Origin of the sequence: Paludibacillus litoralis, from assembly GCF_037646705.1 — a bacterium.
In the GTDB taxonomy this organism is placed as follows: domain Bacteria; phylum Pseudomonadota; class Alphaproteobacteria; order Rhodobacterales; family Rhodobacteraceae; genus Pikeienuella; species Pikeienuella litoralis.
Window position 1 is genome coordinate 89,211 of sequence record NZ_JBBHER010000008.1, and the last position, 25,231, is coordinate 114,441.

25 protein-coding genes are annotated in these 25,231 nt (G+C 65.4%); 9 read left to right on the top strand and 16 right to left on the bottom strand.

The genetic code is table 11. The annotated features are described in order from the left end of the window. Nucleotides 1-181 precede the first annotated feature (181 nt). The 8 genes from WG921_RS14840 to WG921_RS14875 are packed head-to-tail and all read left to right on the top strand — an operon-like array spanning nucleotide 182 to nucleotide 8,407. Entirely contained in the window at nucleotides 182-2,071 is a 1,890-nt protein-coding gene (locus tag WG921_RS14840) for a TRAP transporter permease (RefSeq protein ID WP_340110032.1), read from the top strand. Nucleotides 2,072-2,093: 22 nt separating this feature from the next. Beyond that, nucleotides 2,094-3,275, top strand: coding sequence for a CaiB/BaiF CoA transferase family protein (locus WG921_RS14845; RefSeq protein WP_340110033.1), 1,182 nt, complete (start codon nucleotides 2,094-2,096; stop codon nucleotides 3,273-3,275). Between the two features lie 24 nt (nucleotides 3,276-3,299). Then, nucleotides 3,300-4,517, top strand: a complete 1,218-nt coding sequence (locus WG921_RS14850; RefSeq protein WP_340110034.1) for a CaiB/BaiF CoA transferase family protein — start codon at nucleotides 3,300-3,302, stop codon at nucleotides 4,515-4,517. Then, nucleotides 4,514-5,698: a thiolase family protein gene (locus tag WG921_RS14855; RefSeq protein ID WP_340110035.1), complete on the top strand. Its 1,185-nt coding sequence runs from the start codon at nucleotides 4,514-4,516 to the stop codon at nucleotides 5,696-5,698. Before WG921_RS14850 ends, WG921_RS14855 begins: the two co-directional genes overlap by 4 nt. A 7-nt stretch (nucleotides 5,699-5,705) precedes the next feature. Next, on the top strand, nucleotides 5,706-6,143 hold the full coding sequence (locus WG921_RS14860; protein ID WP_165099836.1) for a Zn-ribbon domain-containing OB-fold protein: 438 nt from the start codon (nucleotides 5,706-5,708) through the stop codon (nucleotides 6,141-6,143). After that, nucleotides 6,136-6,879: an SDR family oxidoreductase gene (locus WG921_RS14865; RefSeq protein ID WP_340110036.1), complete on the top strand. Its 744-nt coding sequence runs from the start codon at nucleotides 6,136-6,138 to the stop codon at nucleotides 6,877-6,879. Before WG921_RS14860 ends, WG921_RS14865 begins: the two co-directional genes overlap by 8 nt. A gap of 35 nt (nucleotides 6,880-6,914) precedes the next feature. Next, nucleotides 6,915-7,613, top strand: coding sequence for a GntR family transcriptional regulator (locus WG921_RS14870; protein WP_340110037.1), 699 nt, complete (start codon nucleotides 6,915-6,917; stop codon nucleotides 7,611-7,613). Between the two features lie 11 nt (nucleotides 7,614-7,624). Then, a complete protein-coding gene (locus tag WG921_RS14875; protein WP_340110038.1) occupies nucleotides 7,625-8,407 on the top strand; it encodes an alpha/beta hydrolase in 783 nt (260 codons plus the stop codon). 294 nt (nucleotides 8,408-8,701) lie between these two features. Here WG921_RS14875 and WG921_RS14885 read toward each other — a convergent pair whose 3' ends face one another. The 5 genes from WG921_RS14885 to WG921_RS14905 all read right to left on the bottom strand — a co-directional run bounded on the left by WG921_RS14885 (nucleotide 8,702) and on the right by WG921_RS14905 (nucleotide 15,088). After that, on the bottom strand, nucleotides 8,702-9,463 hold the full coding sequence (locus tag WG921_RS14885) for an SDR family NAD(P)-dependent oxidoreductase (RefSeq protein ID WP_340110039.1): 762 nt from the start codon (nucleotides 9,461-9,463) through the stop codon (nucleotides 8,702-8,704). 182 nt (nucleotides 9,464-9,645) lie between these two features. Continuing rightward, complete coding sequence (locus tag WG921_RS14890; protein WP_340110040.1) at nucleotides 9,646-11,217, bottom strand: TRAP transporter large permease; 1,572 nt, start codon at nucleotides 11,215-11,217, stop codon at nucleotides 9,646-9,648. Continuing rightward, entirely contained in the window at nucleotides 11,214-11,735 is a 522-nt protein-coding gene (locus WG921_RS14895) for a TRAP transporter small permease subunit (protein ID WP_340110041.1), read from the bottom strand. Before WG921_RS14895 ends, WG921_RS14890 begins: the two co-directional genes overlap by 4 nt. Before the next feature lie 76 nt (nucleotides 11,736-11,811). Then, complete coding sequence (locus tag WG921_RS14900) at nucleotides 11,812-12,912, bottom strand: TRAP transporter substrate-binding protein (RefSeq protein WP_340110042.1); 1,101 nt, start codon at nucleotides 12,910-12,912, stop codon at nucleotides 11,812-11,814. 355 nt (nucleotides 12,913-13,267) lie between these two features. Then, nucleotides 13,268-15,088 (bottom strand): adenylate/guanylate cyclase domain-containing protein, encoded by a 1,821-nt coding sequence (locus WG921_RS14905; protein ID WP_340110043.1) that lies wholly within the window; start codon nucleotides 15,086-15,088, stop codon nucleotides 13,268-13,270. Nucleotides 15,089-15,329: 241 nt separating this feature from the next. Between WG921_RS14905 and WG921_RS14910 the strand changes: the two genes are divergently transcribed. Next, nucleotides 15,330-16,895 (top strand): bifunctional aminoglycoside phosphotransferase/ATP-binding protein, encoded by a 1,566-nt coding sequence (locus WG921_RS14910; RefSeq protein WP_340110044.1) that lies wholly within the window; start codon nucleotides 15,330-15,332, stop codon nucleotides 16,893-16,895. A gap of 189 nt (nucleotides 16,896-17,084) precedes the next feature. On the opposite strand, the gene WG921_RS14915 is transcribed toward WG921_RS14910, so the two are convergent. The 11 genes from WG921_RS14915 to WG921_RS14965 all read right to left on the bottom strand — a co-directional run bounded on the left by WG921_RS14915 (nucleotide 17,085) and on the right by WG921_RS14965 (nucleotide 25,161). Beyond that, nucleotides 17,085-17,990, bottom strand: coding sequence for an MBL fold metallo-hydrolase (locus WG921_RS14915; RefSeq protein WP_340110045.1), 906 nt, complete (start codon nucleotides 17,988-17,990; stop codon nucleotides 17,085-17,087). 137 nt (nucleotides 17,991-18,127) lie between these two features. Next, nucleotides 18,128-19,012 (bottom strand): MBL fold metallo-hydrolase, encoded by an 885-nt coding sequence (locus WG921_RS14920; protein WP_340110046.1) that lies wholly within the window; start codon nucleotides 19,010-19,012, stop codon nucleotides 18,128-18,130. Nucleotides 19,013-19,033: 21 nt separating this feature from the next. Further along, entirely contained in the window at nucleotides 19,034-19,477 is a 444-nt protein-coding gene (locus WG921_RS14925) for a DUF6691 family protein (RefSeq protein WP_340110047.1), read from the bottom strand. Nucleotides 19,478-19,480: 3 nt separating this feature from the next. Continuing rightward, complete coding sequence (locus tag WG921_RS14930; RefSeq protein WP_340110048.1) at nucleotides 19,481-19,912, bottom strand: YeeE/YedE family protein; 432 nt, start codon at nucleotides 19,910-19,912, stop codon at nucleotides 19,481-19,483. 5 nt (nucleotides 19,913-19,917) lie between these two features. After that, nucleotides 19,918-20,124: a YgaP family membrane protein gene (locus tag WG921_RS14935; RefSeq protein ID WP_340110049.1), complete on the bottom strand. Its 207-nt coding sequence runs from the start codon at nucleotides 20,122-20,124 to the stop codon at nucleotides 19,918-19,920. A gap of 72 nt (nucleotides 20,125-20,196) precedes the next feature. Beyond that, a complete protein-coding gene (locus tag WG921_RS14940) occupies nucleotides 20,197-20,874 on the bottom strand; it encodes a Crp/Fnr family transcriptional regulator (protein ID WP_340110050.1) in 678 nt (225 codons plus the stop codon). A gap of 202 nt (nucleotides 20,875-21,076) precedes the next feature. Beyond that, the gene (locus WG921_RS14945) at nucleotides 21,077-21,517 is read right to left on the bottom strand and encodes a hypothetical protein (protein WP_413788599.1); all 441 of its coding nucleotides are present in this window, start codon (nucleotides 21,515-21,517) and stop codon (nucleotides 21,077-21,079) included. A 70-nt stretch (nucleotides 21,518-21,587) separates the two neighbouring features. Beyond that, nucleotides 21,588-22,073, bottom strand: coding sequence for a bacterioferritin (locus WG921_RS14950; protein ID WP_340110051.1), 486 nt, complete (start codon nucleotides 22,071-22,073; stop codon nucleotides 21,588-21,590). Nucleotides 22,074-22,228: 155 nt separating this feature from the next. Then, a complete protein-coding gene (gene cydX / locus WG921_RS14955; RefSeq protein ID WP_340110052.1) occupies nucleotides 22,229-22,366 on the bottom strand; it encodes a cytochrome bd-I oxidase subunit CydX in 138 nt (45 codons plus the stop codon). A 15-nt stretch (nucleotides 22,367-22,381) separates the two neighbouring features. Continuing rightward, nucleotides 22,382-23,542 (bottom strand): cytochrome d ubiquinol oxidase subunit II, encoded by a 1,161-nt coding sequence (cydB, locus tag WG921_RS14960; RefSeq protein ID WP_340110053.1) that lies wholly within the window; start codon nucleotides 23,540-23,542, stop codon nucleotides 22,382-22,384. After that, nucleotides 23,539-25,161 carry a cytochrome ubiquinol oxidase subunit I gene (locus WG921_RS14965; RefSeq protein WP_340110054.1) on the bottom strand — a complete coding sequence of 541 codons (1,623 nt, stop codon included), beginning with the start codon at nucleotides 25,159-25,161 and terminating at the stop codon, nucleotides 23,539-23,541. Before WG921_RS14965 ends, cydB begins: the two co-directional genes overlap by 4 nt. Between the last annotated feature and the right edge of the window lie 70 nt (nucleotides 25,162-25,231).

Sequence of the window (25,231 nt, forward strand, 5' to 3'; positions counted from 1 at the left end):
TCGCATTCTCTCGTGGCGTTGATGAATAACGTCTCGCGGCGGGCGAAGAGCAACGAGATGAGACCGGCGCTCCAAAACCGCCTTTCAGCAGTTCGTCAAGCCGCCTGCGAAGCGTTCGGCCCACCCGCGTCAGCATTCCCTCATCCCATTCCTGGGCAGGAATTCGCCGAAGGAACGTCCTATGACTGAAGTAACTAGCGACTCGAGCCCGGTATCGGTGCGTTTGCAACGCGCCATAGCGGTGGCGCTCGGGCTGGCCGTGTTGGGCGCGGCCCTCCATGCGGCGTTCTTCGGCGCGCCGATCGTCTACGTTCAGAGACCGCTTTTCCTCTTCGCCGTCGTTGCTTGCGCCACGCTCCTTTATCCAAGCGGCTGGCTGCGGGAGGGGTCGCTCCCGGAAATGGCGTTCAACCTGGCGATCATCGGCGTCGCAGCGGGCGCGACGGTTTATCTGGTCCTCAATTGGGATGACCTGTTGTGGGAGTCGTACCTGTCGAATAGCGAGCGCCTGATCGCCGCGGCGCTCCTCCTCACGGTGTTCGAGGGCGCCCGCCGCACGACCGCGAAGCCGCTCATTTACGTCGCCTCGCTGTTCGTGCTGTACGCGGTTTACGGCAGATACTTTCCAGGCATCCTGCAGCACGCCGGCGTTACATGGGAGAACGTGCTCAGGGTCACCGTGCTCGGCACCGACGGTCTGTTCGGCACGCCTCTCGGCTTCGCCGCCGGCTTCGTCACGGTCTTCGTGTTCTTCACCGCCCTGCTCAACGTGTCGGGCGCAGGGGCCTACCTGCTGAACCTCGCCTTCGCTCTCGCCGGTCGATGGACCGGCGGGCCGGGCAAGGTCGCAGTGCTGGGAAGCGCGTTGATGGGCATGGTGAGCGGCAGCGGCGTGACCAACGTGCTGACGACCGGAACGATCACCATCCCGATGATGAAACGGGCGGGCTACACGCCCGCCTTCGCCGCGGGGGTCGAGGCTGTCGCCTCGCAAGGCAGCCAGTTCATCCCGCCGATCATGGGCGCCGCCGTCTTTCTGATGGCGGAGTACACCGGAGTGCCGTTCCTTGTGCTCGCCGGCTACTGCCTCGTGCCCGCCTTCCTCTATTATCTCAGCGTCTTTGTTCAGGTGCACCTGCGCGCAAGCAAGATGAATCTGCGCCCGATGAACGAGGACGAGATCCCGACCTTCGCCGACAACGCCTTCAAGAGCCTCATCGTCTTCGGGCCGATAACGCTTCTGATCGTTCTCCTTTTCAAGAACTTCTCGACGGATTTCTCGATCGCCGTCACCTTCCTCAGCCTCTTCGCGACAACCTGCCTGCTGCGCGAGACCCGGGTTTTCACCGGTGAGCGGGTCAAGGCGGTCAGCCTCGACGGAGTGCAGACGCTGGCGACGATCTCGGTTGCGCTGGCGCTCGCGGGCGTGGTCGTGGGCATGATCCTGCTTACGGGGCTCGGGGCGCGCCTCACAACCATGATCGGCGCGATCTCCCAGGACTCAATGTTCCTCGCGCTCCTGGCCACCGCCATCGTCGCGGTTGTCCTTGGCATGGGCGTCGTCACGGTGGGCGCCTACGTGATCGTGGCCAGCCTTACGGCGCCTCTGTTGACGGACATGGGCGTCCCGCTCGTCATCGCGCACCTCTTCATCTTCTACTACGCGACCTTGAGCGGCCTGTCCCCGCCCGTGGCCGTCGTGATCTTCGCGGCGGCCGGCGTCGCCGGCGCCCCGGCCATCAAGACCGCCTGGATCGCCATGCGGCTTGGCTTCGTGGCGTGGTTGGTGCCGTTCATGTTCACCTACTACCCGAGCATCATCGGCCTCGACGGGATCACGCTGAAAATGGTCATCCATGTGTTGACCGCGACGGTGGGGGTGATCGCGTTCGGCGTCGCCTTTGAGGGCTGGGCCTTCACCCGCGCGACAACGGTGCAGAGACTGCTCTGCGCCGCGGGGGGCGTCTTGCTGTTCTATCCGGCCGCTTACCTCCTGCCCGCCGGCGCGGGGCTGCTTGCGATCGCGCTAATCCTCAATCGCCGCAGCCTTCCTGCAGCCTCCGTAACCTGACCTTCGCCAAGGAACATAACAGATGACTAAGGTCCAACCATATTCGGGGATCAGAATCCTGGATCTGACCCATGACCTCGGGCGATACGCCACTCGTCTATTCGCCGACCTCGGCGCCGAAGTTGTCCGCGTCGAGCCGCCGCAAGGCTTGCCGGATCGGCATAGATCCGCCGAGCGCGCGCGCGAAGAGGGCGAAAACACGCCCGACTGGGCATTCCTGTTCTTCAACGCAAGCAAGAAGAGCGTCGTTCTGGATTTCGACACGGAAGAAGGCCGCTCCGACTTCGCGCGCCTGATCGAGCCGGCGCAGATCGTCTTCCTCGAGCGCGGCGGCCCGCTGGCGGATGAGCTTGGATGGGTGCGGTCGCTGAATCCGACGGCGGTCATCACGATTGTCTCGCCCTACGGTCTTGGAGGACCGCTGACGGACGCGCCGGCCTGCGACCTGACGATGCAGGCCAGCGGCGGCATCGCTTGGCTCTCCGGCCGCCCGGGCGAGCCGCCGCTCCGACTGCCGGTGGCGCAATCGGCGATGATCGCGTCAGTCTACGCGGCCTCAGCGACGGCGGTCGCCCTCTTCGACGCAGAGCGGGGGGGCGTCGGCCACCTGATCGACGTCTCGGCGCAAGAGTGCATCGCGCATTCGCTGCAGAACGCGATCCAGGTCTACGATCTGGAGGGGCGGGTCTCGCAGCGTGGCGGAGAGGGAACCCGCGATGCGAGCGAGGACATCTTCAGCTGCCGCGATGGGTACGTCTTCCTCGCCTCGCCGCCAACGCTCGGCGTGTCATGGAAGTCCCTGGTCGAATGGATGCGCGAGGTGGAGCACCCGTCAGCCGAGGAATTCTCAAAGGAGCGTTGGCTCGACCGTCCCTGGCGCACCACCGCCGAGGCGCGCACGATCTTCCGCCGGACCTTCGAGGCTTTCATCCGCGACTTCACAAAGGAAGAGGTCACACGAGAGGCGATCCGGCGGAAGATCGTGATGTCCTCGGTCAACCGCGTCAGGGACGTGCTCACGGACCCGCAGCTCCAGCACCGCGACTATTTCGTTTCGCTCGCCGATCCTCGCCTGGAGAAGCCCGTCCTGTTCCCCGGCGCCCCGTACCGGCTGTCCGAGGACGTGTGGTCGCTGTCGCCGGCGCCGGAGCTAGGTCAGCATAACGACCTTCTGAAGGCGGCGCCCACTGCATCGAACCGGTGAATGAAAATTACAAAGGAGTGCGCCATGAAACCCGATTTTCTCCGTGGAATCCGCTTCACCGACCTGACCTGGGCCGGCGCGGGCCCTTTCGGCACCAAGCTCTTCTCGGATTTTGGGGCCGAGGTTCTGAAGATCGAGAGCACCTCCCGGCTTGACCCCGTGCGCCGCGGCGGTCCCTTCAAAGACGCCAAACCCGGGGTCAACCGCAGCGGCTACTATGCTTCCCGCAACACCGGGAAGAAGAGCGTGTCCATCGACCTGAAGAGCGATGAGGGCCGGCGGCTGGTGCTGGATCTGGTCGCCCAGTCGGACGTCATCAGCAACAATTTCGGCCCGGGCGCGATGGAGCGGCTTGGGCTGAGCTACGACGACGTTCGCAAGGCCAAGCCCGACATCATCTATCTTTCCATGCCGATGTATGGCGAGAGCGGCCCCCGCGCGTCCATGCTGGGCGTAGGGATGACCATCAGCGCCGTGACGGGGCTCATGTGGATGACCGCCTACGGGCCGGATGATCCCGTCGGGCCCGGCACACACTATCCGGACCATGCGGCGAACCCGTATCACGCCGCGTTCGCCGTCCTCGCCGCGCTGCGTCACCGCCGCCTGACCGGGCGCGGGATGAAGATCGACCTGTCCCAGGTCGAGTCGACCGCGAATTTTGCGGGCCCCGCGATCGTTGAGGCGGCTGCTTCAGGACAGGAGCCGGAGCAGATCGGAAACCGCTCGCGCACCGACGCGCCGCATGGGATCTATCGCTGCCAGGGTGACGACAGCTGGTGCGCCATCGCGGTGGAGAGCGATACCGAATGGCTGGCGCTCGCCGCCGTCATCGGGCGCCAGGACCTTGCGGCCGATGCCGACCTGCGGTCGTCGGCCGGGCGGTTGGCGCGGTCCGCGGAACTGGACGACGCGGTCTCCGCCTGGACGCAGGGGCGCCCGCCCCGCGAAGCCGCGGAGATCCTTCAGTCGGCGGGCGTCGCCGCCGCGCCCGTCGCCTCGTCGAAAGAGTTGATCGAGGAGGACCCCCAGCTCGCCGCGCGCGGCTACTGGCAGCAGGTCGACCACCCGGAGATGGGCGAAACGCTCTTCACCTCTCCGCCCTACCGGCTCGACGGTGAGCGCGTCGAGTTGGCCGGCCCGCCCCTCCTTGGGGAGCACACCCGCGAGGTCCTCAGCGGCGTATTGCGCCTGTCAGACGAGCAGATTCGCGCGCTGGCCGAGAAGGGAGTGCTGGGATGACCGCCAATAACGGAAGCCGCCCTGGAACCGGGCTCAAGCGCACGGCCGCGATCGTCGGCGTCGGCCATAGCGACTGGGCGGGCGACTGGAGACGCGTGCGATCCGGCGAAAAGCCCTCCGACGCCTATGGCTACGGGGTCGCGGCGTTCAGGAACGCGCTGGCGGACGCCGGGATCGCGCGCGATCGGATCGACGGCCTGATCGTCGGGCCCACGACCGCCTACGAGCGCATGGCGGAGATTCTCGCCATCGACCCGCGATGGGGCGATCAGGCCGACGCCGTCCTCTCTGTCATTCAGGCCTGTATGGCGATCGAGAGCGGCATGGCCGAGGTGGTGGCTCTCGTCTACGGCAATGACCAGCGCTCGGCCCAGACGCAATATGGCGGCCCCAACGCCATGGGGGGCGACGCCTTCCTGTCCTATGTCTACCATTCCCCGTGGGGACTCACCTCGCAAGGCGCGCTCTACGCGCTGACGCTCCAGGCCTACAAGCACGCGCGCGGCTTCACTGAGGCGGAACTTGGCGAGGTCGCAGTCGCCCAGCGCGGCTGGTCGTCGCTCAATCCGAACGCGATCATGCGCAAGCGGATCACGGTCGAAGACTATCTCGCCTCTCCGTATATCTGCGAGCCGCTTCACCTGTTCGACTACTGCCTCATCAATGACGGCGGCGTCGCGCTGATCATCGCCGAGGCCGAACTCGCGAAGAAAATGACCGAGCGCCCGGTCTTCATCGAGGCGGTCGGGCGGCGCGACCTCAACCAGGCCGCCACGAGCCTGGAGCCGCGTCTCACAGACTTCTACCTGCCGGCGCAGCAGGACGTCGCGGAGCGCGTCTTCTCTACCGCGAACATCGAACCCAGGGACGTAGACGCCTTTCAGGTCTACGACAGCTTCTCCGTGCATGTGCCCCTGGCGCTTGAGGGCTATGGCTACTGCGCCGTGGGTGAAGCCGGGCGGTTTCTGCGCGAGGAAGGCGTCGGCCCCGGCGGCAAGCTGCCGACCAACACCAGCGGCGGCCATCTGTCTGAATCATACATGCAGGGTTGGAATCACCAGATCGAATGCGTCCGCCAGCTTCGCGGCGAGTGTGGCGCGCGGCAGATCCCCGATTGCCGCTACGTCCACTACTCGTCGGATGTCGCCGGCAAAGCGGTTTCCATCATCTACGGCCGTTGAGAGAGCCATGAACATATCCGAGATCCAGACGCCGCAGCCCGTCCTCGGGCTGTACGAAGAACCGATGTGGGAGAGCATCCGCGCCAGGAAAATGCGGCTCCAGCGTTGCAGCGACTGCGGCGCCACTCGATATCCGCCCGGGCCGACCTGCCCGGCGTGCCTGTCCGCGAACGCCGAGTGGGAGCCCATCTCGGGTCGGGGCGTTATCGTCTCCTGGGTGGTGTTTCATCGCCAGTATCTGCCCGCCTACAGCGCGCCCTACAACGTGATCGCGGTGAGGCTGGAGGAAGGGCCGATTTTCATCAGCAATCTCGAAGGCGAGGAACCCGAGGACTCGTGGATCGGCCGGCCGGTGAGGATGGTGTACAGGGCGATGCCCGACGGCTTTCTCCTTCCACGCTTCGTTCTCGACGACGCGACAGATGCAGGATCCCCCCATGTCTGACGATAACCGGACCATCATCATCACCGGAGCTTCGCGCGGCATCGGGGCCGCCACCGCCCGGCTGGCCGCGGCGCGGGGCTATCGCGTCTGCGTCAATTATTCGAGCGACGCGGCTGGCGCCGCAGGCGTCGTCGACGATATCCGGAAGGGCGGCGGCGACGCCCTCGCTTTTCGAGCCGACACCTCCGACGAGGCTGAGGTCGCCGCCATGTTTGACGAGGCCGCGGCGCGGCTTGGCCCGGTCACCGACCTTGTGAACAACGCCGGTCAATCCGGCGGGACGACGCGCCTCGAAGATCTGGACGCAGCGACGCTGCGCCGGATCTTCGAGGTCAACGTCATCGGCTACTTCCTGTGCTGCCGCGAAGCGGTGCGCCGCATGTCCACAAGAAACGGCGGAGGGGGCGGCCGGATCGTCAATGTCTCGTCGGTCGCCGCCGTAAACGGCTCGGCGGGCGAGCGCGTCCACTACGCCGCCACCAAGGGCGCGGTGAACAGCATGGGGGTGGGGTTGGCGAAGGAGGTGGCGCGCGAGGGTATCCGCGTCAACACATTCAGCCCGGGCCTGACCTGGACATCAATGAACCCGCCCGGGCGACTCGAAAAACTGGAATCGGCGGTGCCGGCCGGTCGCGCCGCGCAACCCGAGGAAATGGCGCGGGGCGTTCTCTGGCTTTTATCGGATGAGGCGGACTATGTACTAGGAGCAAATCTTGTGATGTCTGGCGGACGCTGACCGAAACGGCGCTACGCCGTTGATGAGAGGACTCCATGGCCTTCAGAACGAAACAGGATCACGTCTCCGAGATACTTCGGGAACGCATCATTTCGGGCTTCTACAAGCGGGGCCAAAAGCTGAAGCAGTCCGACATCGCCAACGAATTGGGCGTCTCGGTCACGCCGGTGCGCGAGGCTCTGCGCAATCTCGAAGCCGAAGGCTACGTTCTCGGATTATCGCATCGCGGCGTGCTCGTCCCGCACTTCATCATCGAGCAAGCCGAAGAGCTTTACGAACTGAGGCTGACGCTGGAGCGGGACCTCACGGTGCATGCGTTTCCCGCTGTGACGCGGCAGGCGCTCGCCGAACTCAAGGAACGTCACCGTGACTGCCTCAGGGCCTACCGCGCCGAAGAGCGTCTTGAACTTCGCGCCGCCAACTATCGGTTCCACTTTCGCTTCTACGAGCTTGCGAACCGGCCCCAGACCTTGCAGTTCGTGCGGGTTCTCTGGGCCAAATATCCCTTTCATCTCCTCGATGCGATAGATCTGCGCGTGACGCGCGTCATCGGGGAGCATGAGGAGTTCTTGGCGACACTCGAGTCAGGCGATGTGGATGGCGCCGCCGCGGCGATGGTGAAGCATATCAAGCGCGGCTGGGAGGAGTTCAGCCGAGCCCATCCGCGCACGCATGCCGACGGCGCCGCCGCAGCGGAGGCGACGCCGCGGATCGCCACAAAGACCGGGCTCTGACCGTGAGAGACATGCGGCATGTGAACCTCAGGCGCGCGCGGTTGTGGCGCATTCCGGACCAAACCGCTGGCTCCCTCCCCACTATTCTCTTCGTCCACGGAGCGTGGCTAGGCGCCTGGACGTTTGAGAACTTTCTTGGATATTTCGCCGAACGCGGCGTCGGCTGCGCGGCTATCGACCTGCGCGGCCATGGCGGTCTCGCCCAGGATGACGTGTTTCTCGCGTCGGGTCAGAGGGAAATGGCGGAGGATGTCGTCGAGGCGTGCGAGGCCATCGGCGGCGACGTGGTGGTTGCCGGTCACAGCGCCGGCGCGGCCGTGGCGGCGATAGCCGCAAGCCGCTTCCCGACGGTCGGGCTTGTCCTGCTCGCCCCGTCGCCGCCCGGACAGCTTCCCGGGCTTGAGCCTCAGGCGCCGGTGCCGGACGGGCGACCGTTCGCGCCGGGCTCGATCGAACACGTCAAGCGCAAGTTCGTGCCGAATTTCTCGCACCAAGAGGCGGTCGACTTCGCGGGGCGGCTGGTCCACGAGAGCCCGACTCTGCTCAATGACCGCCGCTTGCTTCGTGTAGAGATCGACCGTTCGCGCATCAGCGGCCCTGCGCTGTGTCTCTCGGCTGAGAAGGAGTTGGGCGACTTTCACAAACCCGGTCAAGATCTCGCCACCGCCAGATTTTACGATGCCGAGTATTGGTTCCTTACGGGCGCCGGACACTGCTTCTCGCTGGAGCCCCGCTGGCGCGATGCGGCCTCTGTGATCGAGCGATGGTACGGCAAGCACTTCCGCATCCCGTAAGTTTGGGAGCATCCACCACAGTCCGTTGACGAGCGCGGCGGCGATGATGAAGCTGACCGACAGCCCCCTCTGGCGCGCGACCAGATTCAGGCCGAGGGCGACATGGGTCTTGGCCGCGCCGTTCGGGCCGCCCGTTCAGCCCTGGCGCATCTCATCAACCGGACGACGCGCCCGGTCAAACGGCTCCCGATCAATGGGCGCTGGCGGGCTGGGCGCGCGCCGGCGGTTCCGGCGTCGCCTCAGGTCGATGATTTCACGCGCCTCAGCCGGTTCGGGCGACGGCCCGACCATGCCTCACAACTGAACCCCCTTGGTCAGCGCGCCATCGACCAGCAGATTGGCGCCGGAGGTGAAGCTGGACGCCGGACTGGCGAGGAACACCACTCCCCGCGCCACCTCCTCCGGTTTCGCCATGCGGCCCATGGGATTGAGCGCCAGCGCCTCCGAAAACAGGGTCGGGTCGCCGGATTCGATGCCGTGCCAGATGCCGCCTTCGAAATAGGTGTTGCCCGGCGAAACCGTGTTGGCGCGGATGCCCTTGGGCGCCAGCTTGTATGCGAGGCCTTGCGCATAGTGGACGATGGCCGCCTTGAACGCGCCATAGGCGGGGCCGGTGAAATCGATCTCGCGGCCGGAGACGGACGAAATCAGCGTGATCGACGCCGCGTCGCTCTTCTCGAGCCAAGGCATCGAGGCGTTCACCAGGCGGACACAATGCATCATGTCGGTGTCGAACCCGCTGCGCCAGGCGTCTTCGTCATCCGCCACGGCGAGCGCCGAGACGTTGCCGATGACGATGTCGATGCCGCCCAGCGCTTCCCCCGCGTCGGCGACCCAGCGTTCCATAGCCGCCTTGTCCGAGACATCCACCGCAGAGCCGTGCGCCGTGGCTCCCCCCGCCGTCAGCCGCCCGACGACGGCCTCGACGTCCGCGCCCGTGCGCGCGCAGATCGATACGGAGGCGCCCTCGGCGGCCAGGATCTCGGCGCAGCGAAGGCCGATCCCCTTGCTGCCGCCGGTGACCAGGGCGCGAAGCCCGCTGAGACCCAGATCCATTCTTGTTCCTCCCGCCGCTATTTTAGATCATGTTTTTCAATGGCTGCGCCGAGAGTATATTTCGGATCGGCCATGTTGCCCAGCCGGACCTTGCCGCACATCGTCAACGGCGAACAGGCGCCGCTCTCCGATCGCCCGGTTTCAGCCGCGCCCCGGGGCGGGCAGGCGCGCAGGGCCGCCACTCAGTTGTTCATCAGATTCGGCAGCCATGTCACGATGCCCGGCCAGATCCAGATCATAACCAGCGCCAGCAGCTGGATTCCGACGAAGGGCGCAATGCCCTTGTAGATATCGGTCGTCTTGATCTCGGGCGGCGCCACGCCCTTGAGATAGAACAGCGAAAACCCGAAGGGCGGCGTCAGGAACGAGGTCTGCAGGATCAGGCACATCATGATGCCGAGCCAGATCGGCTGCGCGCCCATGAAGAACAGCACCGGCGCCACCAGCGGCACTACGATGTAAATGATCTCAACGATATCGAGGAAAAAGCCCAGAACGAACATCACCGCCAGCACGACGAATGTCACGGCGATCAGCCCGCCGGGCAAGCCGGTCAGAAAATCGTGCACGATGTCGTCGCCGCCCATCCCGCGAAACACCAGCGAAAAGAGCGCGGCGCCGATCATGATCGAGAAGATCATGCTGGTGATCTTGACGGTCGATTGAAACGTCGGCGCCAGAAGCTTCTGCGCGTGCAGCTTGGCGAAACTTATCATCAACGAGCCGACGGTCATCAGCGACAAGACGCAGGCGGCGGCGATAGCCACCCATGTTCCGACGCTTTTGTCCGACAGGGTGACGCGCAGGTCCACGAAGCCGCGCAGGATCAACAACGCCACCAGCGCGACAAGCCCGAGCATGATCGGGCGGTTCCAGCGGGGATCGCATTTCATTCCCGCCAGAAACGTCGCGCCGACGGCGCCGACCGACGCCGCCTCGGTCGGGGTGGCGACGCCGGCGATGATCGAGCCGAGAACCGCAAAGATCAGCAGCAAGGGCGAGATCAGCGCGCGGAGCAGGCCCGCCCACGAGGGCGCGCCGTCATCACCGTCGGCCCTCTGGATCGGCGGGCTCGATTTCGGCCAGATGATGGCGACGATCAATTGCAGCACGATATAGAGTCCGGCCAGCATCAGGCCGGGCAACAGCCCGCCGGCGAAAAGATCGCCCACCGACAGCGGCTCAGGCGAAAAATTTCCGGCCTTCAGCTGCGCCTGCTGGTAAGCTGGCGACAGCGCGTCGCCGAGCAGGATCAGCACGGTCGAGGGCGGAATGATCTGCCCCAGCGTGCCGGCCGAGGCGATGGAGCCGCAGGCCAGCGGTTTGGAATAGCCATTGCGCAGCATCAAGGGCAGCGACACCAGCCCCATCGCCACGACGGTCGCGCCGACGATGCCGGTCGACGCCGCCAGCAGCGCGCCGACAATGGTCACGGATATGCCGAGGCCGCCGGGAATCTTGCCCATCAGCCGCGCCATGGAATACAGGAGCTCTTCAGCGACTTTCGAGCGTTCGAGGATCACGCCCATCGCCACGAAGAGCGGGATCGCGACCAGCACCTCATTGGTGATGATGCCGAAAATCCGCTCGGGGTAGAACCCCAGAAACGACGGGTCGAACAGGCCGAGGCTATACCCGATCCCCGCAAAGATCAGCGAAACGCCCCCCAGCGAGAACGCGACCGGAAAGCCGGTCAGCAGCGCCACTGCGGAAAAGGCGAAAAAGAGCAGCGCGAAGAGTTCCTGAATGGTCATGCCTCGCGCTTCGGGCCGTCCGCGCCGACGAGTGTTCGGACCGCGCGCCAGATCATCGACAGCCCCTGCAGGAACAGCAGCGCGGCGAAACAGAGGATCAGCGTCTTGAGCAGAAAGACCCCTGGAAGGCCGGACATTTCCCGCGAGCTTTCAAACACGCTCCACGAACGCAGCACATAGCCCATCGCGTCGAAAAAGATGAAGATCGACAGCGGCAGCAGGTAAACCGCCGCGCCGAACACATCCAGCGCGGCCTGGGCGCGGGCGCTGCGATTGGAATAGAACAGATCGAGCCGCACATGCCCGTCCTTGAGCAGGGTGTAGGCGCAGAGGATCATCAGAATGAAGGCATGGATATAGATGATGCTCTCTTGCAGCTTGATCGACCCGACGCCGAACACATAGCGCAGCAGCACCACCGCGAACTGGTTGAGGATCAGAAGGCCGACGAGCCAGGAGAACACCACGCCGAGCGCATTGTTGATCCGATCGACTCCGGAAAAGAGCTTTTCAAGCAACGCGGTCTCCCGCCCCATAATCTGGATGTGGCCGCCTCACCCTCGCGGGCGAGACGGCCAGCCTCGTTATCAGCGCTCAGAGCGTGTCGAGATAGACCTGACGCTTGTTCAGATAGGCCCCGAGGGAGATCCGGGTCCATCCGGCGATCTCGTTGCGAAAAGCGACATAGCTGTCATGGATGCGGCCGGTCAGATCGTCCTCCTTGGCGACCTCGGCCAGCACCTCGTCCGTCGCCTTGCCGAACGCCTGGAACACATCGTCGGGGAACTCGCGCAACTCGACGCCATGCTCTTCGACAAGCGCGGTCAACGATTTGATGTTGTGATGGAAATACTCCGCCGGAACGTTGGTGTTCTCCGACCGGCAGACCGTTTCGATGATGGCGCGGTCAACCTCGCTCAGGCTGTTCCACAGCTCCAGATTGGTGCCGAGGCAGAGCGCCGACGCGGGTTCGTGGAAACCCGGCCAGTAGTAGTATTTCGCGACCTTGTGAAAGCCGAAAGCGAGGTCGTTCCACGGGCTGACGAACTCGGCCCCGTCGATGGCGCCCGATTGCAGCGAGGTGTAGATCTCGCCGCCCGGAACATTGATGACGTTGACGCCGAAACGGCGCAACACTTCGCCCCCGAGGCCCGGCATACGGAATTTGAGCCCTTTCAGATCCTCGACCGTGTTGATTTCACGGTTCAACCATCCCCCCATCTGCACGCCGTTATTGCCGCAAAGAAGGGGCTTGATCCCGAAACCGCCGCTCAGCTCGTCCCAGAGCGCCTGTCCGTCGCCATAATAGATCCAGCTGTCCAGCTCATTGGAGACCAGACCGAAAGGCACAGTCGAGAAAAAGGCGAACGCCTTGGACTTGCCCTGAAAATAGTATTCCGCCGAGTGATACATATCCGCCTTGCCGGAGGCGACCGCGTCGAACACTTCGAAGGCGGGGACCAGTTCGCCCGCGCCGTAGACCTTGATCTTGATCCGGCCTTCCGACAGCTTTTCGACCTGTTGCGCGATGCGCTCGGCGCTGGTTCCCTGACCGGGGTAATTCTTGGGCCAGGACGTCACCATCGTCAGCTCGCGCGTATTCGCCGCAATTGCGGGGCTGGCCAGACCGGCCCCCGTCGCAGCGGCGCCGCCAAGCGCCAATGTCCCGATCGCGCCTCTTCTGGTCAGCTTCATCGTCTTTTCTCCCTCGGTCCTCTTGGTGGCCGAACATACGCATGATCAACGCCCGCCGTCCATCGCCGCCGCCCAATTCTATACCTGCGATTCAGATCTGCGTCCGGCGCGTCCGGCATGATGCCGCGTACGCGGCCTCCAGCCTATAGAAACGGCAATCACGGAACTTCACCCAAAATTGAAAACCGGCCGCCGGAGGCCGTGATCCATTGAGGTGAGACCCTGTTTCACGCCGCCATTTCTGGCGCGCCGCCGCGTTCAAGTTTTCCCCGCCGCCGCGCGCGGGGCCCCGCCAAACCGAGCCTCGCGTGTTTGGTCCGACAGCGCCTCCTCCGCGCCGGGCGGGCCGCGTCGCTCACGCCGTCTGGCCCGCCGAACAGGCCGCCAGCAGATAGATCTCCTCCAGGCGCCGCCGCCCCCTCAGCTCGTGTCGGCCACATGGCGCGGCCACGAAGTCGTCGCCGATCTGGCGCGCCGTGTCGCCGCTTATGACGATCACGACATCCTCCGCCTCATCGGTGAAGTCTCTGCCGAGCGCTTCGAGTCTCTGCGCGATGTTGACGGTGTCGCCGATGACGGTGAAATTCGCGCGCCCCGGCGCGCCGATATTCCCGACGACCGCCTCCCCGGAATGGACGCCGATGCGGAGCCGAATGGCCGGCTCGCCCCGGCTCCGGCGTTCGGCGTTATCGGCGCGTATCGCCTCACGGATGCGAAGCGCGGCGTGGCAGGCGTGCGCGGCGTGGGAATCAAGGTCCTGCAGCCCGCCCCAGAACGCCATCACCGAGTCGCCGATGAACTTGTCGACGACGCCCTCCTCCGCCCAGATGCAGGACGAGACCAGCGCGAAATGCGCGTTCAGAAACGCCGCCACCTCGGCGGGAGGCAGCTCTTCCGAAAACGGAGTGAAGCCCTGAATATCGGTGAAAAGAACGGTGATCTCACGCGACTCCGACTTGATGGTTCGCGGATCGGCCGCCGAGAGCAGCTTTTGCGGCAGGGTCTTCGGCAGATATAGCCAGAGCGACCGCAGCGCCCGAAGCGCCGCCGCGAAGGCGTCGCTCGCCTCGTTGATTTCGCGGAACGTGCTTCTGCGAAGCGGGGACTCCTCGTCGATCTCCCACCTGCTGATTTGCCTTGCGGCCGCCGAGAGGGACCGGATCGGCCAGCTGATCGCGCGCCCGATCGCCAGCGAGGCCAGCGCGGCGGCGAGCAGGAGCGCGGCGCCGCCGAAGATGATCGAGGGCGTTTTCAGGAGCTGCGGCGCGAAGCCTTCCAGATCGAAGACGCCGCCAACGAACCATGACGTCTCCCCCAGCGCGGAAACCGGCTCGTAGACCAGATAGAATTCGTCGTCTTCAAGCGCCACGGTGCGCGCGAAGATTCCATCCTCGGAGACCGGCCCGGCGCTTCTCGCGCTGCGCCAGAGCCGCCGGAGTCTGTCATCCACGAACCCGTCGATCGGCGGCAGCGGCGTCCGGTCGCTCAAGCCGGCGATCCCCGCCGCCATCGCCGGATGGGCGAGAACCGCGTCTTCGCCATAAAGGATGAAGGGCGCGCCCTCGATCTCCTCCGCGAGTTCGGCGAGGAACACCGAGAGCGAGGTCAGGTCCACCGACGCGATGACGACGAACGGCGCGCCCGCCGCGTCCCTCAACGGGATCAGACGACTGAGGAGCGTCGTCTGACTGGATTCAGCGAAGAAAGGCTTGCTCCAATAGGCGACGCCCGCCGCCATCGCCGCCTTCGTGGCCGCGGCGAACTCGGCGTCCGCGCTCCAATTGCTGACGCGGAAACGCTCTCCGGGCCGATTGCGGAACGCGCGCATCAGCGACAGATCCGCATCGACAAGCGCAACCGAAGAAACCTGCGGCGCCGCGGCGAGAGACGCGTAAAGGAGACGCGATATCTCCGTATTGGTCATCGCGGCGACATCAAGCTCGCCAAAGAGGTCGGCGAGCAACGCGACCTGCGCCTCCACCGGCCGCATCTGAGCGATCACCCGCTGGGAGATCGTGCGGTTGATCACCACCGCCTTCTGCCGCGTCTCCGCTTCGATCATGTGTTGCGCGACGCCGCCCGCAACGAAGAGCGTCGTCAGCCCCACGGCCACGGCGAGGAGCACGAAGAGCGCCACGATCGACGTCGCGATCGAAACGCCGGCTCCGGTCATCATTCTTTTTTCAGCAAGAAAACGCAGCAAATGGCGGCTCCAGCTCCAAGTCTCCCGGTATGGATCGTCACGCGGCCGGGAGCCGCTTTTTCACGCCGCCGCCGCGGGGCGCGGCGAGCGGCGCCAGCTTACAATGAGCGCTCGTCATCCGCGCGCGCAATCTGACGCGCAGATTTGACGCAGCGCAAGCCCGCCGCCGATCATGCGATCCATGGCGAAGGCGGTCAAACGCGGGAGACTGAGCATGCGAAGAGAACCCGAGCGCGCGAAACAGGCTTCCACAAAGCCGGGAGCCGCCGACGCCCAGGCGGAGGCGATGGCGTTCCTTCTCGATCCGGAGACGCATGGCGGGTTGGCCGTCGATCATATGGAGACCCATATGAGCCATGTGTTTCTCGTCGGTGAGTTCGCCTACAAGATGAAGAAGGCGGTGAAGCTCGATTTTGTCGATTTCACACGACTCGAGGACCGGCGGCGCGCCAGCGAACGCGAGGTCGAGATCAACCGGCGCACCGCGCCCGACATCTATCTCGGCGTTGTCGCGGTGAACCGGGAGGGCGGGCGCCTCGCCCTCGGGCCGCCGACCTCTCCCATCGACTATCTCGTGAAGATGCGGCGCTTCGATCAGACCGATCTTCTGGACCACATCGCCGCCGAAGGCCGGCTGACCCCGAAGCATGTGCGCGACCTCGCAGACGCCATCGCCGCGCTTCATCTCTCGGCGGCGCGCGCGTTCGACCCGCGCGAGACGGAGGATTTCGAGGTCACGGCGCGAACGCTCGCCGCGCGTCTCGAGGCGCATGGCCAGGATCCCCGCGCCGCCGCCGCCGTGCGCGCCTGGGCCGTGAAGATGGAGGCGCGTCTCGCGGCTCTTGCGCCGCTGACGCGCGCCCGCGCCCGGCGCGGCGCGGTGCGCCACGGCCACGGCGACCTTCATCTTCGGAACATCTGTCTCTTCCATGGCGAGATTCGTCTCTTCGACGCGATCGAGTTCGAGCCGAAATTCAGCCATATCGACGTGCTGTATGACCTCGCCTTCGTCCTGATGGATCTCAGCCATCGCGCGGCGGACGCGGAGGCGACGGCGCTGCTCGGCCGATACCTCTGCGCGACGCGCGACTATTCGGGCGTCGCTCTCCTGCGGCTTTTCATCTCCGTCCGCGCGGCGGTGCGGGCGCTTGTCGCGCTGCTCGATCCGGCTCCGGGCAAGCTGGACGAGGCGCTAAGCTATCTCGATCAGGGCGAGGCGGCGCTGTCCGAGCCGGCGGGGCCGCGGCTGATCGCCATCGGCGGGAGGTCGGGAACCGGCAAATCCACTCTGGCGCAAGCGCTGGCCCCCGCTCTCGCCAGCGTTCCCAACGTCATCGTGATCCGCTCGGACGAGGTCCGCAAACGGATCTTCGGCGTCGCTCCGGAAACGCGGCTTCCGCCTTCGGCCTACGCGCCCCGCGTCTCGGACGCGGTGTATCGGCGGCTCTTTCGGGACGCGCGGCGCGCGCTCGACGCGAATGCGACCGTCATTCTCGACGCCGCATTTCTGGAGCCTGACCGCCGCGACGAGGCGATCCGCGCCGCGCGCGCGGCTGGCGCGCCTTTCACGGGGCTCTGGCTCTCCGCGGAGGAGGCCGTTCTCACCCGCCGTCTCGAGCGCCGTTTCGATGACGCTTCAGACGCCGACGTCGCCGTGCTCTCGCGGCAAACCGACGCCGAGGAGACGCCAGGATGGACCCGCTTGAGCGCGGGGCGGGACATCGAGCGGATGTGCGAGGCCGCCCTCGTCTCGATCGGTCTTCAGGACAGATCTGTCTGACGCGCCGCTTTTCATCGCTTCAGCCCTGCGCCCGATCGCAGGCATTGCGGCCCGTGACGCCGCCATCCCAGCGTCATCCGGGGGGCCTTCGGCGTGGCCGGATGACGTTTTCGGCGGAGCGGGCGCCGCCTGTGGGAGGGGACGCGCTTGCGCACACCCCCGCCTGACGGCCCCCCGAACGCGCGGCGCTCAGAACCGGTTCGCCGGGATCTTGAAATAACTGCGCCCGTCGGACTCTTTCGGAGGCAAGGCCCCGCCGCGCAGATTGACCTGCAACGCGTGCAGCATCCGATCGGGGAGCGCGAGGGTCGCATCGCGGTCTTCGCGGGTCTTGATGAAAGCGGCCCTGTCCACCCCCGCCTTGACGTGGATATTGTTCGCCTTGTGCTCCGCGACGGTCGCCTCCCAGGCGGGCTCCTTGCGCGCGCCCCTGCCGTAATCATGGCCGACGAACAGACGTGTGTCATCGGGGCGCGACAGGATCGACTGGATGCTTTCCCAAAGCTCCGCGGCGCTCCCTCCCGGGAAATCGGCCCGCGAGGAGCCGCTATCGGGATACATCAGCGTGTCATGGACAAACCCGCAATCTCCGGCGAAAAAACTGACCGAGCCGAGCGTGTGACCCGTGGAAAGCTCGACGGTCACGGCCAGATCGCCAATGTCGAAACGGTCGCCATCCTCGAAGAAATAATCAAAATGCCTCGCCGGGTCGAGATCGGGAAGATTGTAATACTCGCGCCACAGCTCGGCGATCTTCTTCGTTCTGGCGCCGATGCCGTTCCGCAAGCCCGTCCGCTCCTTGAGCCATGCGCCCGCCAGGAGGTGGTCCGCATGCGGGTGCGTGTCGAGGATGCGGACCGGCTCAAGCCCCTCCCGCCTGACCAGATCGAGCACCTTTTCGGCGCTGGTCGTGGACGTGCGCGCGGATCTGGGGTCGAAGTTCAGAACAACATCGATCAGCGCCGCCTTCCGGGTTCGAGGGCAGGCCATCACATACTGGATCGAGCCGGTGTCGGCCTCATACACCCCCCAGACATCGGGAGAGCCCGGCCCGGTCGATGGGCTATGGCGGGTGAGATGCTGATATTCAGACATGATCGGCTCCTTGTTCGGTCGAAAACCTCACCGCTCGCGACACGGCCGACGCCTGCTCCGCCAGACGGCGCGAGAGGAGCGCCCGCCCCGCCACTTCCGGCGGGAAACGGGGGCGCTCCTCCGGTCGCGCGCCCGGCCTAGAGCCGCCCGATCGGCACCTTGAGCATCGGGTTGCCGTCTCGGTCGGTCGGCACCTCCCCGGCCCGCATATTCACCTGAAGCGACGGGAGGATCAGTCGGGGCATGCCGAGCGTGGCGTCGCGTTCAGTGCGGAACTTGACGAACTCCGCCTTGGTCTTGCCGCCGCCGACATGGATGTTGTCCGCCTTCTGCTCGGCGACGCTCGTCTCCCATTGAATGTCGCGGCCTCCGGGGCCGTAGTCATGGCACATGAACAGCCGCATCTCGTCCGGCAGGGCGAGCACCTTCTGGATGCTGTCGTACAGCACGCCGGCGTCGCCGCCGGGGAAATCGGCCCGCGCCGACCCGCCGTCGGGCATGAACAACGTGTCCCCCACAAAGGCGGCGTCGCCCATGACATGGGTCATGCAGGCGGGCGTATGGCCGGGGGTGAATATCGTGAAGGCGGACGTCTCGCCAATCTGGTACGTGTCGCCATCCTCGAACAATCGGTCGAACTGGCTGCCGTCGCGCTGGAACTCGGTGCCTTCGTTGAAGATCTTTCCGAACGTCTCCTGCACCACCATGATGCGGCCGCCGATCCCGATCTTGCCGCCCAGCTCCTGCTGAATATAGGGCGCTGCCGAGAGGTGGTCGGCGTGGACATGGGTCTCGATGATCCACTCCAGGCGCCAGCCCTTCTCCTTGACGAAGGCGATCATGCGGTCGGCGTGGCCATAGGTGATCCGCCCGGCCGCATAGTCGATATCCATGACGGAATCGATGATCGCGCAGCTGTCGGAGGCCGGATCTCTCACGACATAGGAAATCGTGTTGGTGACTTCGTCGACGAAGGCGTGGACCTCGGGTTTGACGTCCATCCGAACGGGATAATCGGTCATCTCAGCGTCTCCTTGCAGTGATCAATCGCTGGCGCCCGCGCCGGCCGACGCGGCGCCGCGAGATTGGAGGAATTTGGCCAGCAAGATGCCGGCCACCATGGCGGCGACGAAAAGCGCAACCTCCCAGCGGCCGGCGCCGAGCGCGGGCAGCGCCCCGCCCGGGCAAAACCCCGCGACCCCCCACCCGACCCCGAAGAGGGCCGAGCCGCCGATCAGGCGCGCGTCGATCACGCGGCTCGACGGCAGCATGAACCCGGCGCCGAAAATCGGCGTCCTCCGGGGCAGAACGAGGCGATAGCCGATGAAGGTCGTCACGAGGGCGCCCCCCATGACAAACGCCAGGGACGGATCCCAGGTTCCGGCGACGTCGAAGAAGTTCAGCACCTTCGCCGGGTTCGCCATGCCGGAGATCGAAATGCCGACGCCGAAGATCAGGCCGATCAGATAGGTCGCGAGCAGCTTCATGGGTTACGCTCCGACGACATGGCGCGCCACGTAGACCGTCGCCGCCGCCGTGATCATGAAGGTCAGCGTGGCGACGATCGAACGCGGAGACAACCGCGCCATCCCGCAGACCCCGTGGCCGGAGGTGCAGCCTGACCCATAGGTGACGCCGACTCCCACGATCAGGCCGCCAAGCGCCAGCATCGGCGCGGAAACCGGTACGTCGATGGCGAGCGTCCGCCCCGACAGCAGCAGCACCGCGAGAGGCCCGCTGATCATTCCCAGAAGCAACGCGCCGCGCCACATCCGATCCTCCGACGGCCCCCGCGACAGGAGGCCGGTGAGAATCCCCGTCGCGCCGAAAACTCTGCCGAGGCTGAGCATCAGAAGAGTCGCGGCGACCCCGATCAACGCGCCGCCGGCGAGCGACAGCCAGGGCGTGAACGCGGTCTCCATCGCGCTCACTTCCGGCAGGTTCGGAGGCCGAGGATGGCGTAGAGCGGGCAAACGCCGACCAGCGCCGTCCCTGCGGCGATGACGCCAACCACGATCATCGCCCAGTGCATCCAGCCGCCCGCGCCCAGATCCGTGGCGAAGGCCGCGATCAGCAGGCCGAGGCCCGCCACCAGCCGCAGGCCCCGATCTATCGTTCCCATATTCGTTGTCATGCGAAGCTCCCTTCGTGGAATCAGCGACACGCGGAGCTTGCCACGCCGGAGCCGCGCTTCACGGTGACTTCGTCACTGTTCTCCGGCGGCGCGCGCCAGGCGTTCAAGCCCCGCGCGCCCGACCAGCCGGATTTCGCCGCGGCGCTGTTCGATCCAGTTCCGGCGCTGAAATTCGGACAGGATCCGTGAGACGACCTCGCGCGCGGTGCCAAGTTCGGCGCCCAAAACCTGATGGGTGGCGCGGACGACATCGCCTTCAGCCAGCTCCAACAGCCGCGCGGCCAGACGCACATCCATGCGCTGAAAGACGATATCGTCGATCAGCGTGAAGAGATCGGTGATGCGCCGCGAATAGGCCGTGAACACGAATTCACGAAACACCGAAGACCGGGCCGCCAGATCGTCGAACGTGGCGCGCGGGATGGCGACGGCGCGCACATCCGTCTCGGCCACCCCGTCGGCGGCGTAATCCTCGAAGGCCAGCATGCAGGCGGTGGTCAGAACGCAGCTCTCCCCCGCGTGGACGCGGTAGAGAAACACCTCGCGCCCGGTTTCCGATCTCTGCTGCACCCGCACCGTGCCTTCGAGCAGCAGAAGGAGGTTGTCCGCCGATTGCCCGGGTTCGAAGACCGGCGTGCCTTCGGGGACCGTGACGACCTTGCTTCCGGCGACGAGCGTCGCGCGGAGATCGGCCGGCAGGCGCCGGAGGCCCTCGAACTGATCGATCCATTGCGTGCGGTCAGGTGTCATGCCTCGCCCCTCGCATTCCACGACGGGAGCGATCGCTCTCCCTTGCAAGCGGGCGCCGTGGATCGCGCGGAGTGTACAGCGTTCAGGTCGAATGGCGCCAGCCCTTGGCGCCGCATCCCTCCGCCATCCGCGCCTCGGCCATCAGGCGGCCCGCGGCGCCGCCGCCTTGAAGCGCCGCGGAACGCGTTTCACCGCAGGCCGCTCAGAAGCTGAGGACGCGCGTATCCGCCGCCATCAGCCGCTCGGCCATCTCCGCCGGACTCGCCACGCCGACGCCTTCGAGCAGCGCCGACGGATCGAGCCCCTTGCCCGGCAGATAGATCGCACAGACATCGGCCGTCGCGCCGGTTTTCTCCCGGATCATCTGCATCAGCCCCTGCGGGCTCATATCCTTTGGAGGCTGGCCCGCGGTCGCGCTGGCGGGCGCGTCGCGAAGCGCGAGATCGCCGGCCGGGCCGCATAAAAGGATATGCGCCTCGGCCCCTTTCTGGGCGGCCTGCATCGTCAGAACCATCACCATCAGTTGCGTCTGGGGTTCGGGCGAGGTGACGACCGTGACAAGCTTCCGCAACTCCTGCGCGTCGGCCGCGCCTGCGGCGAGGCTCGCCGCGACGGCGAGGGAGGCGGCGGTCTTCTTGATCATGACGTATCCTTCCGGATTGAAGCGTGATGGCGCCGGCCGCGTTCAGGTTGCCCGGCCGCGCCCCGGCGGCTCACGCCTCCCCGGCGTCGCCGACATCCATGAATTTCGCGCTGTAGGTCTTCTCGCCAAGCCGCGCGATCAGGTCGAGTTGCAGCTCCAGCCACGCCTTGTGGCCCTCTTCGTCGAGCACGATCTTCTCGAACAATGTCCGCGACCCGATATCGCCCAGTTCCGCGGCGTGCTGCGCGGCCTTGGTGTAGACGGCGATCGCCTCCTCCTCATCCGCGAGATCCGAACTGAACATGTCAGGCAGCGATTCCGCCCGACGCGGCTCCTTGTAGAAGGCGATCTCGGGCGTCGCCTTGAGAAACATGAGCCGTTCGATGAAGAGATCCGAATGGCCCAGCTCTTCCGTCATCTCCTCGCGCATCTGCGCCGCGAGCTTTCCAAGACCCCAGTCATCCAGAACATGCGCATGGAGCTGATACTGGTGGGCGGCGGTCATCTCCATCTTGACGGCCCGATTCAGAAATTCGACCATTTTTTCATTCGACATTTCAAAGCTCCTTTTCAGATTGTCCCGGGCCATTCGCGCCGGGGCGGTCTCGTCGTAGATATGGATCGCGCGCAAAGCGCGGCAAGCGAGCTCCGCCCCGCCGCCCCGACCGTGAACCAAAGCCCGCCAGGCCGTTCATCGCGCCCGGCCGGGCCTCAATGCGGTTCGTGCTTCACGCCCGGGTCGTCCTGTTCCCAGAGCGCGCGGTCGCGCCGCATCTCGAGCCACATCGCGTTGACGACGGCGAACACCGCCGCGAGCGGCAAGCCAAGCATCCAGGCGAAATACCACATGCCAGATTCCTTTCTTCAGTACGCCGAGCCGGAATCCGTGACATCGGCCTCGGCGACCTTGCCCCAGAGCACCCGATAGACCCAGGCCGTATAGGCCAGAACGATCGGCATGAAGATCACCGCCCCGACCAGCATCACAAACAGCGTCTGGTGTGAGGATGAGCTGTCCCACACGGTCAACGACGAGCGCGGATCGAGCGACGAGGGCAGGATGAACGGAAACATGGTCAGCCCGACCGAAGAAATCGCGCCGAAGATGCCGAGCTTGGACCAGAGCAGCGTCGAACCCTCGCGCCCGGCGCGCAGGCCCAGCACCGTCATCACCATGCCGAGGAGCCCCAAAGCCGGCGCCAGCGCGATCCAGGGGCGCTCCACATAGCTGGCGAGCCATGTGCCGGTGCGCGCCACTTCGGAATAGAGCGGATTCGACGGGCCGTTCGCGGCGGCCGCCTCGGTCAGCTCATAGCCGCCTATTCCGAAACCGAGCCAAAGCCCGGCCAGCACATAGCAGAGGATCGTCAGCGCGCCGGAAACCGCGCCGATGGAGCGCGCCCGCATCGCCACCTCGCCTTCCGCCTTGAAGGACAGCCAGGCGGCGCCATGCGTGGTGAGCATCGCCAGAGACGCCAGCCCCGTCAGCAGGGCGAATGGGTTCAGAAGACCAAAGAACTTGGCGTGAACCATCCCTTCATATCGGGCGAAAAGATCCGGCGTCAGCTCGAACGGCACGCCTTGCAGCACGTTGCCGACCGCGACGCCGAAAATCAGCGCAGGGATCGCCCCGCCGGCGAAAAGTCCCCAGTCCCAGGCGGAGCGCCAGGCCGCGGAGTCGCGTTTCGAGCGATACTTGAACGCCACCGGCCGCACGATCAGCGCCGCGAGGATCACGAACATCGCAAGGTAGAAGCCCGAAAAACTGACCGCGTAGAGCGGCGGCCAGGCGGCGAAGATCGCGCCGCCGCCGAGGATGAACCAGACCTGGTTGCCCTCCCAGACCGGGCCGACCGTGTTGATGGCGATCCGGCGCTCGACATCCGTCTTCGCGACGAAAGGCAGCAGCGCGCCCACGCCCATGTCGAAGCCGTCCGTCATCGCGAAGCCGATCAGCAGGACGCCAAGCAGCAGCCACCAGATCACGCGCAGGACGTCGTAGGAAATCAGTTCATAGAGGATCATCGCGCTTGCTCCGCAGTCGTCGCGGCGAAGGGGACCGTCCCATCGCTCCCGCGCAGTCGTTGTTCGTGCCGCGCCGTCCAGATCTCGGTCTCCACGACATCCTCGACCGGCCCTCTGCGGATGAATTTGAGCATCAAACCCATCTCGACCACGAAGAGGCCCGTGTAGAAGATCATGAAGCCGGCCAGCGTCAGCAGGAGATCCCCGACCGACAGATGGCTGACCGAGAGCGCCGTGGGCAGCACCCCGTCCACCGTCCAGGGCTGGCGTCCGTATTCGGCGACGATCCAGCCCAGTTCCGCGGCGATCCAGGGCGTCGGGATGATCGCCACAGCCCCCCAAAGCGCCCAGCGCGGATAGTTCTGCCCGCGAAAGCTGGATCGCCAGAAGAAATAGGCCATCACCGCGATGAAGCTGAAGCCGAGCGCGACCATGATCCGGAACGACCAGAAGAGCGGCCAGACATTCGGCACCGTGTCATCGGCGGCCTGCAGGATCTGCGCCTCGGTCGCCTCGCGCGGGTCGTCCAGATAGCGTTTCAGCAGAAAGGCGTAGCCAAGATTGCCGCCGTGCTCCTCGAACGCCTCGCGCACGTCCTGCGGCGCGGCGTCCCGCTGCTCGCGGATCGTCATCAGCGCGTCATAGGCGATGACGCCCGACCGGATGCGCTCTTCGGATTCCGCGACCAACTCGTTGATCCCCGGAATCTCGGTCGTGAGAGAGCGGGTGCCGATCAGGCCCATCACCCATGGAATCTTGATCGTATAATGCGTCTCGCGCGCCTCCTGATCGGGGAAGCCGATCAGGTTGAACGGCGCCGGCGCCGGCTCGGTCTCCCACATGCCTTCGATCGCGGCGAGCTTCATCTTCTGGTTATGCGAGACGTCATAGCCGGATTCATCGCCCAGCAGCACCACCGAAAGGGCCGAAGCGAGGCCGAACGACGCCGCCACCGTGATCGACCGGCGGGCGAGCTCGGTATGGCGCCCCTTCAACATGTACCAGGCCGACACGCCCAGCACGAACACCGCCGCGGTCACGTAACCGGCCGAGACGGTATGGACGAATTTCGCCTGCGCGACCGAGTTGAACATCACGTCGAAAAAGCTGGTCAACTCCATCCGCATGGTTTCGGGATTGAATTCCGCGCCGACCGGGTTCTGCATCCAGCCATTGGCGATCAGAATCCAGAGCGCGGAGAAATTCGACCCGATCGCCACCAGCCAGGCCACGGTCAGATGCGCGACCTTGCTCAACTTGTCCCAACCGAAGAAGAACAACCCGACGAAGGTCGCCTCGAGGAAGAACGCCATCAAGCCTTCGAGCGCGAGCGGAGCGCCGAAGATATCACCGACATAATGACTGAAATAGGACCAGTTCATCCCGAACTGAAATTCCATGGTGATGCCCGTGGCGACGCCAAGCGCGAAATTGATCCCGAAAAGCAGCCCCCAGAACTTGGTCATCTGGCGCCAGATCGGCCGGCCGGTCATGACGTAGACCGTCTCCATGATCGCGACGATCACCGACAGGCCGAGCGTCAACGGTACGAAGAGAAAGTGATACATCACCGTCGTCGCAAATTGCAGACGCGACAGCTCGACGACATCGAGATCCATCTCTCGGGCTCCTTAGCTTATGATGACGCAATCCGACGCCGTCCGACGAATTCCGGGCGGCCTGTTAACG